The sequence below is a fragment of the Oxalobacteraceae sp. CFBP 8761 genome (genome assembly GCA_014841595.1).
Lineage (GTDB): Bacteria > Pseudomonadota > Gammaproteobacteria > Burkholderiales > Burkholderiaceae_D > Telluria.
In genome coordinates this window covers 174,241-189,275 of record JACYUE010000004.1, presented here as the reverse complement: position 1 = coordinate 189,275, position 15,035 = coordinate 174,241, and the positions used below count along the sequence as shown (strand labels likewise).

Below are 15,035 nucleotides of genomic sequence, written 5' to 3'. Positions count from 1 at the left end.
CAGAAACGCCGATGCCATTGACCTTTGACGACGCCACGCTGAACGAAGCAAAACGCTTCAATGCGCGGCTTGCGCGCGCGCCGCGCTTTGGATCGCGCCACCGCTTCATGCCGCCGCTTGTGCAGGGCTTGCTGCGCTTGTCCCAGGTCGGCGCTGACCGCAAGCTGCGCCGCGCTGGCCTGCAGGTCGAGACGCGCAAGGTGGGGCTGGAGGGAGTGCAGGTGCAGGTCAGGATCATCCGCCCGCGCGGGCCAGTGGCCGGCATCGTGCTCGACATCCACGGCGGCGGCTGGGTGGTCGGCAATGCGTCCATGAACGATGCGTTCAATGCGGCCTTCGCCAGCTGCTGTGGCCTGGCCGTGGTGTCGGTCGATTACCGGCTGGCGCCGCGCGCCTCCGTGCACGAGCAGATGGAAGAATGTCTGGCTGCGGCGCGCTGGCTGTTGCAAGGTGGCTTGCCAGACCATGCCGGCTTGCCGGTGATCGTGGTCGGCGAATCGGCGGGCGCGCACCTGGCTGCGGCCATGCTGCAAGGGCTGCGGGCCTGGCCGGCGCTGCTGGCGCGCATCGCCGGGGCCGTCCTGTACTACGGCGTTTACGATATGGCCGGCACCGACAGCGTGCGCAGGGCAGGGCCCGAAACGCTGGTGCTCGACGGGCCGCGCATGCTGGCCGGACTGCGCGGGCTCACGCCCGACCTGGACGACGCCGCGCGCCGCCAGCCGCCGCTGTCACCGCTGTTCGGCGAACTGGCCGGCATGCCGCCGGCGCTGATGATCGTTGGGGGCGGCGATCCGCTGCTCGACGACACGCTGCGCATGGCGCAGCGCTGGCAGCAGGTGGCCGACGTCGAACTGAACGTGGCGCCCGAAGCGCCACATGGTTTTATTCATTTTCCGACCGTGATGGCCAGGGTGACGCTGGCGCATGCGCAGGCGTGGGTGCGGCAACGCATCGCGCCGGTCAGCGCATCTGCGTCACATGCGCCTCGCGCAGCGGGTGCCAGCCCAGGCGTGCCGCGATGATGCGCCGGTACGCGGTGTCGATATGGGCCGGCGTGCGGCGGATGTAATCCTCGGCGGCGTCGCGCTGCGCGCCGCTGCAGCTGTCCAGCCATGCCACGGCTTCGTCGACGGTCGGCACGCGGCCGCTCACGCCATTGAATTTCGGCGGGATCGCGGTCCAGATGGCGGCATCAATGCCCTTGGCGCGCAACCAGGCGGCCACGCGCGGATTGTCTTCTGCGCCATCCTGCGCCGGCACGCTGCCGACCCACTCGGGGAACGCAGCCCTGATCTTTTCGCGCGCGAACAGCATGGCGCGGGCGGTATCCAGGTCATCGGTGGCGACGTAGGCCCAGTAGGTGGGCATGAGGCGCGCGCTGTCGCACAGCACGAGTGCCAGTTCGGGACTGTCGTCGCTCTGGCGGGCAAATTCGATGGGCATGGCGGGGCCACCCGGATGCCATCCGGAGGCGAGCTTCAGGCCCTGGGGTTTCCAGAGCAGCGAGCCCCAGGCGATACAAGCGATATTCATGGACTGGACTGGTAAGAGAAAAAGGAAAAGCCCAGTCTAGCCGGTCGGCCGAAAGAGGCGAGCACGGCTCTGCCGACCGCCTTATTCTTCCGGCGTTTGCTTCGGCGCCTTGCCGTCTTTGGCAGCGAACAGGCGGTCCTTGGCCGAGAGCAACTTCTGGACTTTGGAACCCATCTTCATCAATTGCGCCATCGACTCGGGCGAAAGGCGCTGCAGGTCGTCGAACCAGTTGTTGGCCAGGTCGACCAGCTCGTGCATCTCGCGCATGCGCTCCTGTGCGAACTTGTCTTCGGGGTGATTGGCGTTGGCCATCAGCGACTCGCGCAGTACCGACAGCGTCGGGGCGACTTCGCGCCGGCGCCGCTCGGCAGCGACCACGCGGAAGATTTCCCACACATCGCCCAGCGACGTGAAGTATTCGCGGCGGTCGCCCGGAATGCGCGACAGGCGCACCAGGCCCCACGACTGCAGTTCTTTCAGGCCGATGCTCACGTTCGAGCGCGAAATACCGAGTTTTTCGCCGATGTCGTCGGCATGCAGCTGTTCTTCAGAAACGAAGAGCAGGGCATAGATTTGCCCCACCGTGCGGTTGATGCCCCAGCGGCTGCCCATCTCGCCGAAGTGACTGACAAACGTTTGGACAAGTGGCGTCATGGTTGCGAACTTTTCGATGCTTGTGAAAGGTGAATTATCCCACGTCACCCGGACACGTACCACGCATGCACGTGTTTGCCGCCATTGTTGTTAATACGTTCGTAATTCCCGACTAACCTGGTCACCCATTACAGACAAACCAGAAGTTTCAGCGCATAATCCATTCACCTTCCGAAATTTCTGAAGTTCTAGAAAATACAAAAAGTTTATTCCGGGGCACGTCCGATGCTGATGGCCATGGCCCCCGTACGTCTGCCGCTTTGTTGCAACAACGTTTGGAGAACCACCATGCACCGCAGCCAACCCCGCCGCCCGGCACTGCCTACAGGCCTTGGCCCTGCGCGTGGCGCCACGCTGGCGATGAGCGGCGCGGCGCTGCTGTGGATTCCGCAGGCGGCGCTGCTGGCGCATGCAGTGGGGCGCCTGGCCCAGGGCGCTGGTCTGGCCGACATGCTGCTGCCGGCGCTGGCATTCCTGGCCCTTGGCGTCTTGCGCGCCAGCAGCGAAGCGTGGGGTGCACGCCGCTTGTTCGCCGTGTCGCGCAGCCAGCTTGCCGCCTTGCGTCAGGCAGCCGTGCAAGCCCTGGCCGCGCGCTCGCCGCTGGACCGTGCGCGCCTGCCATCCGGTCAGGCCGCCAGCATCGTCGCTGAGCAGGCCGAAGCCGTGCTGCCATGGCTGCTGCGCTACGGGCCGGCGCGCATGCGAGTCCTGCTGGTGCCACCCGTCATTGCGCTCGTGGTTTGTAACTTTTCGTGGCTTGCCGCGTTGATCCTGGTGCTGGCCGCGCCCTTGATTCCGCTGTTCATGGCCGTCATTGGCTGGCGCGCCAAGGCTGCCAGCGAAGCGCAACTGCAATTGGTCGGCGGCATGAGCGGCTTTTTGCTCGACCGGCTGCGCGGCCTGTCGACGCTGCGCGCGCTGGGCGCTGTCGACGCTACCGCCCGGCGGGTACGGGCTTCCAGCGAAGCAGTCCGCGCCAGCACGATGCGCGTACTGCGCATCGCCTTCCTGTCGTCGACCGCGCTCGAACTGTTTTCGGCGCTGGGCGTGGCGCTGGTGGCGGTGTACGTGGGTTTCCACCTGCTCGGCGAAATCGGGCCGGGCAGCTGGGGCAGCCGGTTGACGCTGGCCGAAGGCCTGTTCGTGCTGCTGCTGGCGCCGGCGTTTTTCGAACCGCTGCGCGAACTGGCTGCGGTGTGGCACGACAAGGCCGCTGGCGAAGCAGCGCTCGAGGCGCTGGACAAGCTGCAGGCGGCCGGCTTGCCGTTGCCGGGCGCGCTGCAAGGGCCGGACGAGGCGCTGCGCATTGGCCGCGCGCCATCGGTCGATATCGAGTGCCTGCGCTTTGCGCACCCGGGCGAAACGCCGTTGTTCGACAACCAGGATGTATATGTGCGCGTCGGCGAGCACGTGGCGCTCGTCGGCCCGAGCGGCAGTGGCAAGACCACGCTGCTGTCGATCATCGCGGGCCTCGTCCCATTTGACAGCGGCACCGTGCGCATCGGCGGTGTGCCGCTGGACGCCGGGTCGGCTGCCGGCCTGCGCGCGCGCATGGCCTGGATCGGCCAGAAGCCGCATGTGTTTGCCGGTTCGGTGCGCGCCAACGTGTCGCTCGAGCGCGATGGCGTGACGGTCGATGCCGTCAGCCGTGCCGTGGGACGCGCGGGCCTTGGCCAGATCGAGCACGCGACGTCGGGTGAGAGCCTGGGCGAGGGCGGCCTTGGCCTGTCGGGCGGCGAACTGGTGCGCCTTGCGCTGGCCCGCGCGATATGCGCGCCGCACGCCGGCCTGCTGCTGGTCGACGAACCCACTGCCCACCTCGACCGCGATACGGCCGCCGGCGTCATCGACGCGCTGCTGCAACTGGCGCAGGGCCGCACCATGATCGTCGCCACCCACGATCTGGCACTGGCCGCGCGCCTGGGCCGCGTCGTGCGCCTTGGCGAACCACTGATCCAACGGAGCGCAGCATGAAACGTGGCAAAGAAACAAAGCGTGGCAAAGAAACAAAACGCAACAACGACCTGCAGCCGGTGCTGTCCCTGTTCATCCGCACTGGCGGGCGGCGCCTGGCCCTGGGTGCACTTCTGTCGACGCTGGTGGTGCTGGCCGGGATGGCGCTGCTGGGCAACTCGGGCTGGTTCATCACCTCGGCGGCCCTGGCCGGCCTGGCCGGCAGCGCCGTCATGTTCAATGTGTTCGTGCCGAGCGCGGCGATTCGCCTGCTGGCCCTGGGCCGCACCTTCGGCCGCTATGCCGAGCGCACGGTGACGCACGACGCCACGTTTGGCGTACTGGCCGCGCTGCGCGAGCGGCTGTTTCGTGGCTGGGCCACGCCGGATGCCGCACGGGCGCTGCTGCGCCGGCCGTCGCGCCTGCTGTTTCGCCTGACGGGCGACATCGATGCCCTCGAATCGGTCTATCTGCGCCTGATCGTGCCAGCTGGCGCGGCCTGCGGCGCAGCGCTGCTGGCCGGCCTGGTGCTGGCGAACCTCGACTGGCGCCTCGGCCTGGCGATGTTCGGCTGGCTGCTGGTGGTCGGCTGGGGCGTGACCCTGCTCGTGGCGCGCCTGGCGCGGCCGCTGGCGCTGCGCCGCGTCCGGGCGCTGGAACGGTTGCGCGCCCAGGCGATCGACCTGGTCGCTGGCCAGACCGACCTGGCGCTGGCCGGCCGCCTGCCGGCGCAGTGCGCGCAATTGGCGCGCCTCGACATGACCCTGGCGCGCCATGACGCTGCGCTGCACCGGCTGGACACCGGCGCGGGCTGGCTGTACGCGGTCGGTGGCCACGTCACCGTCGCCGCCGTCCTGCTGGCAGTGGGCGCGCTGGCGCAGCAAGTGGCATCGCATCCGGCGCAGCAGCAGGTGCAACACATACAGACGCAGGTGCAGCAGCTGGGCGCACCCGCCGCGGCGCTGGCGCTGTTGATCGCGCTGGCGGCGCTGGAACCGTTTGCCGCACTGCGGCGCGGCGCGATCGAGGCTGGCCGCAGCTGGCTCGCCATGCGCCGCGTGGCCCCGCGTCTGCGCCAGCAGGCCGACACAGCGGTGCCAACGCCTGCCGCCGCCGGCACGGCGTTGATGCTGCACGCCACCACCGTGTTCCATCCCGGCCGCACCGGCGCGGCCCTTCATGCGGTCGATCTGCACATCGCCGTTGGCGAGCGGGTTGCCGTGGTGGGCAGCAGCGGTGTCGGCAAGTCGACGCTGCTGGCGCTGGCGGCCGGTGAGCTGGCCGCCCAGGCGGGCCAGGTATGGGCGCGGCCTGCGACCTGGCTGACCCAGCGCACCGAGCTGTTTTGCGACAGCTTGCGCCACAACCTGCGCCTGGCCGATCCCGGCGCCACCGACGCGCAATTGTGGGCCGCACTGCATGCCGCCGGCCTGGAGCAGGACGTGCGCGGCTTCGCACAGGGCCTCGACACCCTGCTGGGCGAGGGCGGTCTTGGCCTGTCGGGCGGCCAGTCGCGCCGCCTGGCGCTGGCACGCTTGCTGTTGCGCCGGGCTGATTTCTGGCTGCTGGACGAGCCGACCGAGGCGCTGGATGGCGCCACTGCAGCCGATGTGCTGGCACGCCTGGCGCGGCACGCGAGCGGCCGCACGCTGCTGGTGGCAACGCATCTGCGGCGCGAAGCCGCGCTGGCCGACCGGCTGCTCGTGATGAAAGACGGGCGCATCGACGCCGACCTGCGGCGTGGCACCCCTGCATTCGATGCGGCGCTGAGCGCGCTGCGTCAACACTAAAAATAACCAACCACTGACGTATTCAAGAAGAAAGGATTCACCATGGATCTCGACGTTGTCGGGCTCTCCCGACTGCAGTTTGCCTTGACGGCGCTGTACCACTTTCTGTTTGTGCCCCTGACGCTGGGGTTGTCGATGCTTATCGCCATCATGGAAACCGTGTATGTGATGACCGGGCGCTCCATCTGGCGCCAGATGACCAAGTTCTGGGGCGTGCTGTTCGGAATCAACTTTGCGATCGGCGTCTCGACGGGCCTCGTGATGGAATTTCAGTTCGGCATGAACTGGAGCTACTACAGCCACTACGTGGGCGACGTGTTCGGCGCGCCGCTGGCGATTGAGGGCCTGATGGCGTTCTTTCTCGAGGCGACCTTCGTGGGCCTGTTCTTCTTCGGCTGGGATCGCCTGTCGAAGGTGCAGCACCTGGCCGTGACCTGGCTGATGGCCCTTGGCACCAACTTTTCGGCGCTGTGGATCCTGATTGCCAATGGCTGGATGCAGAACCCGATCGGCGCCACGCTCAACCCGCAGACGATGCGCATGGAAGTGACGGACTTTGGCGCGGTGCTGGCCAATCCGGTGGCCCAGGCCAAGTTCGTGCACACCGTGTCGGCCGGCTATGTGATCGCGGCGCTGTTCGTGCTGGGCATCGCGGCCTGGTACCTGCTCAAGGGCCGCCATGTCGAATTGGCCAAGCGGTCGATGACGGTGGCTGCATCGTTCGGCCTGGCGGCCTCGCTGTCGGTCGTGGTGCTGGGTGACGAAAGCGGCTACCTGGCGACCGAGCACCAGCACATGAAGCTCGCTGCCATCGAAGGCATGTGGGAGACGCAGCCGGCGCCGGCCGCCTTCACTGCCTTTGGCTTTCCCGACCAGAACGCGCGCGAGACACACTACGCGATCCACATTCCGTGGGCGATGGGCCTGATCGGCACGCGTTCGCTGTCGAACCAGATCCCCGGCATCAGTGACCTGGTCAAGCTGGCCGAGGTGCGGGTGCGCCAGGGCATCGTGGCCTACGGCGCACTCGAAGAGATTCGTGCCCTTGGCGGCCGCGCACCGGTACCGGCGGCCCTGCAGGCGCGCTTCGAAGAGCACAGCGCAGTGCTGGGTTACGCGCTGCTGCTCAAGCGCTACGTGGACGATCCGCGCCAGGCCAGCGAAGCGCAGATCCGGCAAGCGGCGCTGGATACCGTGCCGCAGGTCGCGCCGCTGTTCTGGTCGTTCCGCATCATGGTGGGCCTGGGCATGTTCTTCATCGTGCTCACGGCGGTGTTTTTCTGGCTGTCGGCGCGCCGTCGCCTGGACGCGTATCCGTGGCTGCTGAAGGTGGCCGTGTGGTCGATCCCGCTGCCATGGATCGCCGCTGAAGCCGGCTGGGTCGTCGCCGAACTGGGGCGCCAGCCATGGGCCATCGAGGGCGTGCTGCCGACCGCCGTCGCAGTGTCGAACCTTGGCATCCAGACCGTGCTGACGACCCTGATCGGTTTTGTCGTGCTGTATACGATCCTGCTCGTCGTGGAAATGAAACTGATGTTCAAGGCCATTCGCAAGGGGCCGGAAGACGAACTTGCCCACGCGCCAGGCACCCACAGCCCACTGATCGGCACCACGCCGGCAATGCGCACTGCGCCCATGATCACTGCGGAGTAACACACCATGATTCTTCATACGCTTCTCGACTACGACACGCTGCGCATCATCTGGTGGCTGCTGCTGGGCATCCTGCTGGTGGGTTTTGCCGTCACCGACGGGTTTGACCTGGGCACCGGTACCTTGCTGCCATTTGTCGCCAACACCGACCTGGAACGCCGGGTCGTCATCAACGCCGTCGGCCCCGTGTGGGAAGGCAATCAGGTCTGGCTCGTGCTGGGCGGTGGCGCAATCTTCGCGGCCTGGCCGCAGCTGTATGCGGTCTCGTTCTCGGGCTTTTACCTGGCGATGGCGGCCGTGCTGCTGGCGCTGATCCTGCGGCCGGTCGCCTTTAAATACCGTAGCAAGCGTGACAGCATCGCCTGGCGCGCGACCTGGGACTGGGCCCTGTTCGTCGGCGGCTTCGTGCCGGCGCTGATCTTCGGCGTCGCGATGGGCAACGTGCTGCAGGGCGTGTCGTTCCGCCTCGCGCCCGATCAGCAGATCTTCTACGAGGGCGGCTTCTTTGCCCTGCTCAATCCGTTTGCCGTGCTGTGCGGCCTGGTGTCGGTGGCCATGCTCGTCATGCACGGTGCGGCCTGGCTGGTGCTCAAGACCGACGGGCTGGTGGCCACCCGTGCGCGTGCCTGGGGCATCCGCGCCGCGATTGCCACCGTGGTGCTGTACGCCGTGGCCGGCGTGCTGCTGTGGGGCTTTGTCGATGGCTATCGCATCACGAGCGCGGTGGTGACGACCGGCCCGTCCAATCCGCTGTTCAAGACTGTCGAGGCGGGCGTGGCGGGCAGCTGGTTTGCCAATTACGCCGCGCATCCATGGACGCAGCTGGCGCCAGCAGCCGGCATCGTCGGTGCGCTGCTGACCCTGATGGCGCTGGTGCGACGACGTGAAGGCGTGGCCATGCTCACGTCGAGCCTGTCGATCGCCGGCATCGTGCTCAGTGTGGGCGCATCGATGTTCCCGTTCATCTTGCCATCGTCGATCCAGCCGCAGGCCAGCCTGACGGTGTGGGATGCGTCGTCGAGCCACCTGACGCTGTTCATCATGCTCGTTGCGACCTGCATCTTCCTGCCCCTGATCCTGGCCTACACGAGCTGGGTCTACAAGGTCTTGTGGGGCAAGGTGGTGCCAGACGACATCAGCGGCGGCAAGAGCCACGCGTATTAACTGAACGAATGACCGCACGAACAACGTAACAAACAACGCAACCAGAAAGGACTTCATCATGTGGTATTTCGCCTGGCTACTCGGCCTGCCGCTCGCGGCTGCCTTTGCCGTCCTCAATGCAATGTGGTACGAGCTGATGGACGACGCGCAGCGCCAGCAAGCGTGACAACGGGCGTGCCGGCGTCGCTGATTTGCGCTGGCACGCGCCCATGTCATCACCCTGTCAAAGTCATTCGACAGTATTCGAACGGTGGCCCGGCGGTGTAAGCGTCCGGGACCGTTGAATCGAACCTTGAATGACCGCATGCAAACCAATCTCGCCATCGTTGCACTCTCCGCGCTTGCCCAGGAATCCCGTTTCGCCGCGTTTCGGCTGCTGGTGCAGGCCGGCCCCCAGGGCCAGTCCGCAAGCAATATTGCAGCAACCCTCGATATGCCGGCATCGTCCCTGTCATTCCATTTGAAGGAACTGACGCACGCGGGGCTGGTCGCGCCGCGCCAGCAGGGCCGCTTCATCTTTTATCGCGCGCGCGTGGAGACCTTGCAGGGCTTGATGGAGTTCCTGTCCGCTACCTGCGGCAACGCAGGTGCACAGTCGATGCAGGAGCGTCTGGCGACGGTATGATCGTCGATGCCGGAATTGCCGGTGCCGCCATCGACGAGGATCACCATGACGTCAACCACCACGCCGCAACGGGTGCAACTGAGCCGCAGGAAAGGTTGGCGCATGCCGCCCAACACGATCTCCGTGGCGCGACCTGGCAAGTGGGGTAATCCATTTTCAGTGCTGCCCGAGCTGGCGCCCGGCACACCGGCCGGGCGCTATATCGCGATGCCGACGGTCGAAGAAGCGGTGGCGGCGTATCGCCTGTGGCTGCAGATCGATCCGGCCGGGCAGCAGGTGGCGCAACAGGCACATGCGACACTGCGCGGCCATGACCTGGCATGCTGGTGCCGGCCGGGCACGCCGTGTTATGCGCAGGTACTGATCGATCTCGTCAATGCGTGATGGTTATTTGGCGGCGGTGACGTTGCCGATGCCCGAAACCGACTTGCTCACCGATGTCGGTTTGCCGTAATACGTCAGGTTTCCCAGGCCCTGGACGCTGGCATTGAGCTTGTTGGTGGCATGCACGCTCACGTCGCCGATGCCGCGGAAGGTCACATCGGCATCCTGCGCGATCAGGGCTTTGGCGTCGACTTCGCCCACGCCCTCGGCATTCAGGCGCAACTGGCCGACCTTGCCGTTCATTTGCAGGCTGCCGGCGCCTCTGTAGTTCACGTCGAAGCGCTCGGTGCGCACATTATTCAGGATCATCAGGCCGGCGCCTTCGCCGCGGAAGCTGGTGAGTTCGGGCATGGTGACGACCACCCGTTCGGCATCGTCGATATTGACGTTCTTGCTGTTCCTGTCCGCGAACGACAGGCGCAATTCGCCATTCACGACGTCGGTCTTCACACGGTCGATGAATTTCTGGTTGCCCTCGACCCGCACCGAGTACGCCTTGCCCACCTCTACCACCAGGCTCACCGGGCCCTGTGAATCGATGGTCTTGAACGGCGTCACGCTGCGCACCTGTTCGGCGGCCTGGATCGAGAGGGATGCGAGCGACAGAAGGGCGACGATGACGGCACGTTTCATGATGTTCTCCAGTGAGTTGATGGAGCCCATTCTAGGCACGACATCCACCCCTGGCCCCGAACTTGCGATGGATTGCAAGAAACGGGGGCTGAACTGCACAGACGCCGTATTTAGTGTTTCGTGGCGAGAAACTGGCCTTTGCCGACCCCGACCAGACTGGTGCTCCAGCCCGGCGCGCAGCGCAGCGCCTGCATGAACGGCGCCAGCTCCTGTGCGTGCGAGGTGGCGTTGTCCACCACGATCAGCCCGCCAGGGCGCAGCACGCGTTCGATCTGCGGCAGCCAGGCCAGGTAGGCGGTGCGCTCCGAATCCAGAAAGACGAGGTCGAACGCCGCATCGGCGCCGCCGGCCAGCACGTCGCCTGCGTTGCCTTCGACCTGATGCACCCGGTCCTGCAGTCCGACGCGCACGAAATTGGCGCGCGCCATCGCGACCTTGGTGGGCGAGAGTTCGACCGTCGTGACGAGACCATCGTGCGCTGCGGCCGCATCGGCCAGCCACAGCGTCGAGTACCCGTTGGATGTGCCGATCTCGAGAATGCGGCGTGCACCCATCGCGCGCACCAGCACGGCCAGGAATTCGCCGGTATCGTGGGTGATGTTGAGCAGGCGGCTGGCACGGTCATCGTGGGCCGCATCGTGACTGGCGCCGAAGATTTCCAGTTCTTTCAGCAGGGCTTTAAGTGAAGTGGTCAACGGTTGTCTCCATTTTGTCCGGGAATCGAGGCGCACGATTGCGACGTTGCTAATATTGCCGAAGCGATAAGCCTATAATCTTTTCGTCTCTTTAGAAGTCCACATCATGCACATCTCGACCATCACACTACCTGAAATGAAGCTCGCCGGGCTACCCGCAGTTGTGCCAGCTTCAGCACCGGAAACGGAATTGCCCGAGGTCTGGAAAGCATTCCTCGCCCGTGAAGCCGAACTGGGCGAGCACAACGGTGTCCGCTATGGCGTGACGCTGCGGCGGGACGATGGTGAGCAGGTCGAATGCGTGGCCGTCGAGGTCGCTGACCTCGACCAACTCCCGCCCGGCATGATCGGTATCCAGGTGCCGGCACGCCGCTACGCGCTGATGACGCACCGCGGCCCGATGGTGCATGCGCAAGCCTCGCGTGTGACCGGCACGGCGGCGATGGAGCAACTGGGCATGGAAGCCGATGAAGAGGGGATTCGCCTCGAACGGTACGACCGCCGCTACACGCCGACCGTCGACGATGGCGCGCGGCCGGACAATGCCTACGACATCCTGGTGCCACTGTACGGTTGAACTGAAATAAAGGACACGGCCCGCGTCGGGGCCGTGTCGTGGGGTGCATCTCTGTAAATTGGTGCCGGTATATTTCCCGACCGCCGGCGCCGGTAGGGCAGCTCGCGCTGCCGCGTTCCCTTCCCAAGGAGCACTTGCATTGTGCTGCTTAAATGTGACAACCGTTTGACGATCCGGACGAATTCGTTTTCTCTTGCTTGTTTCCCTTTGTAAAGTACACGGATAATGCCTGCTTTGCGGTCGCCTTGACCGCCAGCGACAGGAGCAATACGTGCACGAGCAAGATTCCGGACCGGACGCGTCCACCCAGCCAGGCAATCCCGCGCGCAGGCGCATCTTCCAGGCCGCTGCGGCCGCTGGCGTGGTGGCCGGCGCCGGTACACTGCCCGGTGTGGCAAGCGCTGCGCCCACCGCCGGCCGGGCGCCCGCCAAGAGTTCGCTCGACGCCAAACTGCGCGCCCACGTCAAGAACGTGGTCGTGATCTATCTGGAAAACCGCAGCTTCAACAACCTGTTTGCCGATTTTCCCGGGCTGGCCGAGCCTCTCGCAAGTGTACCTGCGGCGCGCCTGCAGCAGCGCGACCGCGATGGTTCGGTCCTGCCCACCCTGCCCAAAATCTGGGGCGGCATGGTGCCGGGCCGACAGAATATCGGCGGCAAGGAATACCTGATCGACGAGAAGCAATTGACCAGACTGCCGAACGCGCCGTTCAAGCTGACCGACGGCGATGGCAAGCCGCTGCCGGAGTCCATCGTCACGCGCGACCTGGTGCATCAGTTCTATCACAACCAGATGCAGATCAATGGCGGGCGCAACGACGGCTTTGCCGCGTGGTCCGATGCTGGTGGCATGGTGATGGGCTATTACGGCGAAACATCAAAGAACCTCGGCTTGTGGCAGATCGCGCGCGAATTCACGCTGTGCGACAACTTCTTCATGGCCGCTTTTGGCGGCTCGTACCTGAATCACCAGTTCCTGATCAGCGGGCGGGTGCCGGAATACTTCCATGCTGCGCAGACGGCGGCCAAGTCGAAGATTGCGGTGCTGGCCGATGGCCCGCAGGGCGTGCGCCTGGCGCTGCAACCCGATTCACCGGCCTCGGCGCTGGGTGGTCCGCCCAAGGTCGTGCGCAACGGCGCGATGACGCCCGACGGTTACGCCGTCAACACGATGGCGCCGCCATATCAGCCGAGCTGGGTCCGCCCGGCCGTCGATGGCAACCCGCTGCACGCCGACCCGCAAGATGCCAGCGTGTTGCCGCCGCAAACCTACGACACGATCGGCGACCTGTTGTCCCGGCGCGGTGTGAGCTGGGCCTGGTATGGCGGCGGCCAGCAAGCGGCGCTCGATGGCCGCGGCGCCGGCCAGAAGCCCAACTTCCAGTACCACCACCAGCCATTCAATTACTTCAGGCAGTTCGCCCCGGGAACGAAGGCGCGCGCCGACCACTTGCGTGACGGCGGCCTGGGCGACAGCCCGATCTCGAACCGCTTCATTGCCGACGTCATTGCCGGCAAGCTGCCGGCGGTCGCGTTCTACAAGCCGCAAGGCAACCTGAACCTGCACGCCGGGTACTCGGACATCGAATCGGGCGACGCCCATGTCGCCAACGTCATCGAGCACCTGAAAAAATCACCGCAGTGGAAAGACATGGTGGTCGTGATTACCTTCGACGAGAACGGTGGCTGGTGGGACCATGTGGCCCCGCCGAAGGGTGACCGCTGGGGCCCGGGCTCGCGCATCCCGGCGATCGTGGTGTCGCCGCACGCCAAGCGGGGCGCGGTCGACCACAATTTCTATGACACGACCTCGGTATTGCGCTTCATCACGCGCCTGCACGGTTTGCCGCTGCTGGAAGGCCTGGCCTTGCGTAACGCCGCGTTCGAAGGGCGCGGGGCCCGTCCGCCGGGCGATCTGACGGCAACATTGCAATTCCGGTGATACAAAGCCAGCCATCAAGGCTGGCTTTTTTGATTGAAAGTTTCCTATTGGCTATCGAGCGCTGGTAACAATAACGCAGGTATACAGTCTGCTCACTCGATGTTGTTTCGTTGATAACCGTCGTAACGACGGGTTCGACAGGCAGTCTTGAATCGACCAAACATACACAATGTCAAGAACCAGGAGATACACCATGCAGAAAACCCAATTCATCAAGCGCCTGTTGGCCGTGTCGGTCGCCGCAGCCATGTTCGGTTCGGTTGGCGCGCAGGCGCAAACCGCCTCCACCCAGATGGGTGCCAGCGCGACCGCCACCACCGGCAGTGGCACGGCCAAGCTGACCGCTGCCGATCGCAAGGCCATCATGGACATGGCGATGTCGAACATGGCGGAGGTCGAAATGGGCAAAATGGCGCAAAGCAAGAGCCAGAATGCCGATGTGAAAGCGTTCGGTCAGAAAATGGTCGACGACCATGGCAAGGCGCTGACCGAAGTGCAGACTCTGGCACAATCGAAGGGCGTGACCCTGCCGACTGAACTCGACGCCAAGCACAAGGCGCTGGCCGCCAAGCTGGAAAAGGCAAACGGCGACGCGTTCGACAAGGCCTACACGAAGCAGGGCGGCGTGGCAGCGCACAAGGACACGCTGGCCAAGCTGCAAAAAGCCTCGAAAGCGGCCAAGGATGCTGACGTCAAGGGGCAGGTCGACAAGACCATCCCGGTCGTGCAAGAGCACCTGAAGCACGCCGAGCAAGTTGCTAGCGGCAAAATGGGCAGCACCGGCAGCTCGGGCGCCGCAGGCCATACCGGCGCCAGCCACTAAGATTTGGCATTGACCGGGCCGGCGCCAGAGGTCGTCCGTACCCTTGGCGCCGGCTCGGTTTTCCATTTCCCTTCAATCCGTTCGATCACGATTTCGATGCCGACGATGGCGTTCAGCATCCCCTCAATGTAATCGTTCGGTGCATCGCTCACCGCCCATGGCGCAGCTTGCGTGCATTCCATGCGGTTGGTCAGACGCGTCACCTGTGCCAGCAGCCAGGCCGGCTCGTCGATCGTGCGCAGCCGTCCGTGCACGTGCACCACGTTGTAAGTCCAGGTGGGCACCACGCGGCCCCCCGTTTCCTCTTTTTCCACGCGGTCCGGCGTGGCATACCCCGATGGTCCGCGAAACACGACCAGCACCTGCTGCCCGTCGCGCTGCCAGACGGGATTGCGGCGCGCGACATGCGTGCGCAGCACCCCCTCGCTGGCGTACACATCAAATGGCAGATGATCGGCGTCCGGCAGGCCGTCGCTGTGCGTCACCAGCATGCCCAACGGGTGGGCGGCAATCAGGTCGTGCAGGCTGGTGCTGTCAGGCTGGGCAAAACGGGCAGGGCAATACATGCAATGTGTCTCCAGAGTAGACCCGTATCCTCGGCTACAA

At 65.3% G+C, this 15,035-nt stretch carries 16 protein-coding genes; 11 read left to right on the top strand and 5 right to left on the bottom strand.

From position 1 onward, the window contains the following. The first annotated feature begins 11 nt into the window (after positions 1–11). Positions 12–1,025, top strand: coding sequence for an alpha/beta hydrolase (locus tag IFU00_20410; GenBank protein MBD8544645.1), 1,014 nt, complete (start codon positions 12–14; stop codon positions 1,023–1,025). Here the strand turns inward: IFU00_20410 and IFU00_20405 are convergent. Together IFU00_20405 and IFU00_20400 are read right to left on the bottom strand one after the other, a co-directional pair. After that, positions 964–1,536 carry a hypothetical protein gene (locus IFU00_20405; GenBank protein MBD8544644.1) on the bottom strand — a complete coding sequence of 191 codons (573 nt, stop codon included), beginning with the start codon at positions 1,534–1,536 and terminating at the stop codon, positions 964–966. The genes IFU00_20410 and IFU00_20405 overlap by 62 nt on opposite strands. A gap of 81 nt (positions 1,537–1,617) precedes the next feature. Then, positions 1,618–2,190 (bottom strand): GbsR/MarR family transcriptional regulator, encoded by a 573-nt coding sequence (locus IFU00_20400; protein MBD8544643.1) that lies wholly within the window; start codon positions 2,188–2,190, stop codon positions 1,618–1,620. Positions 2,191–2,478: 288 nt separating this feature from the next. Between IFU00_20400 and cydD the strand changes: the two genes are divergently transcribed. The 7 genes from cydD (at position 2,479) to IFU00_20365 (ending at position 9,759) form a co-directional block, all read left to right on the top strand. Further along, positions 2,479–4,164 carry a thiol reductant ABC exporter subunit CydD gene (gene cydD, locus IFU00_20395; GenBank protein MBD8544642.1) on the top strand — a complete coding sequence of 562 codons (1,686 nt, stop codon included), beginning with the start codon at positions 2,479–2,481 and terminating at the stop codon, positions 4,162–4,164. Then, positions 4,161–5,933, top strand: a complete 1,773-nt coding sequence (locus IFU00_20390; protein MBD8544641.1) for an ATP-binding cassette domain-containing protein — start codon at positions 4,161–4,163, stop codon at positions 5,931–5,933. The genes cydD and IFU00_20390 overlap by 4 nt, the downstream gene beginning before the upstream one ends. A gap of 42 nt (positions 5,934–5,975) precedes the next feature. Beyond that, entirely contained in the window at positions 5,976–7,586 is a 1,611-nt protein-coding gene (locus tag IFU00_20385; GenBank protein MBD8544640.1) for a cytochrome ubiquinol oxidase subunit I, read from the top strand. 6 nt (positions 7,587–7,592) lie between these two features. Next, the gene (gene cydB, locus IFU00_20380; protein ID MBD8544639.1) at positions 7,593–8,750 is read left to right on the top strand and encodes a cytochrome d ubiquinol oxidase subunit II; all 1,158 of its coding nucleotides are present in this window, start codon (positions 7,593–7,595) and stop codon (positions 8,748–8,750) included. A gap of 58 nt (positions 8,751–8,808) precedes the next feature. Next, on the top strand, positions 8,809–8,916 hold the full coding sequence (gene cydX, locus IFU00_20375; GenBank protein ID MBD8544638.1) for a cytochrome bd-I oxidase subunit CydX: 108 nt from the start codon (positions 8,809–8,811) through the stop codon (positions 8,914–8,916). A 138-nt stretch (positions 8,917–9,054) separates the two neighbouring features. Continuing rightward, positions 9,055–9,375 carry a helix-turn-helix transcriptional regulator gene (locus IFU00_20370; protein ID MBD8544637.1) on the top strand — a complete coding sequence of 107 codons (321 nt, stop codon included), beginning with the start codon at positions 9,055–9,057 and terminating at the stop codon, positions 9,373–9,375. Between the two features lie 45 nt (positions 9,376–9,420). After that, the gene (locus IFU00_20365) at positions 9,421–9,759 is read left to right on the top strand and encodes a DUF4326 domain-containing protein (GenBank protein MBD8544636.1); all 339 of its coding nucleotides are present in this window, start codon (positions 9,421–9,423) and stop codon (positions 9,757–9,759) included. A gap of 3 nt (positions 9,760–9,762) precedes the next feature. On the opposite strand, the gene IFU00_20360 is transcribed toward IFU00_20365, so the two are convergent. After that, the gene (locus tag IFU00_20360; GenBank protein MBD8544635.1) at positions 9,763–10,392 is read right to left on the bottom strand and encodes a DUF2807 domain-containing protein; all 630 of its coding nucleotides are present in this window, start codon (positions 10,390–10,392) and stop codon (positions 9,763–9,765) included. Between the two features lie 110 nt (positions 10,393–10,502). Then, the gene (locus tag IFU00_20355; protein ID MBD8544634.1) at positions 10,503–11,087 is read right to left on the bottom strand and encodes an O-methyltransferase; all 585 of its coding nucleotides are present in this window, start codon (positions 11,085–11,087) and stop codon (positions 10,503–10,505) included. 106 nt (positions 11,088–11,193) lie between these two features. Between IFU00_20355 and IFU00_20350 the strand changes: the two genes are divergently transcribed. The 3 genes from IFU00_20350 to IFU00_20340 all read left to right on the top strand — a co-directional run bounded on the left by IFU00_20350 (position 11,194) and on the right by IFU00_20340 (position 14,429). Then, positions 11,194–11,664 carry a GyrI-like domain-containing protein gene (locus IFU00_20350; GenBank protein ID MBD8544633.1) on the top strand — a complete coding sequence of 157 codons (471 nt, stop codon included), beginning with the start codon at positions 11,194–11,196 and terminating at the stop codon, positions 11,662–11,664. Positions 11,665–11,935: 271 nt separating this feature from the next. Next, complete coding sequence (locus tag IFU00_20345; protein ID MBD8544632.1) at positions 11,936–13,606, top strand: acid phosphatase; 1,671 nt, start codon at positions 11,936–11,938, stop codon at positions 13,604–13,606. A gap of 193 nt (positions 13,607–13,799) precedes the next feature. Further along, positions 13,800–14,429 (top strand): DUF4142 domain-containing protein, encoded by a 630-nt coding sequence (locus IFU00_20340; protein MBD8544631.1) that lies wholly within the window; start codon positions 13,800–13,802, stop codon positions 14,427–14,429. On the opposite strand, the gene IFU00_20335 is transcribed toward IFU00_20340, so the two are convergent. After that, positions 14,426–14,995 carry an FMN-binding negative transcriptional regulator gene (locus tag IFU00_20335; GenBank protein MBD8544630.1) on the bottom strand — a complete coding sequence of 190 codons (570 nt, stop codon included), beginning with the start codon at positions 14,993–14,995 and terminating at the stop codon, positions 14,426–14,428. The genes IFU00_20340 and IFU00_20335 overlap by 4 nt on opposite strands. Between the last annotated feature and the right edge of the window lie 40 nt (positions 14,996–15,035).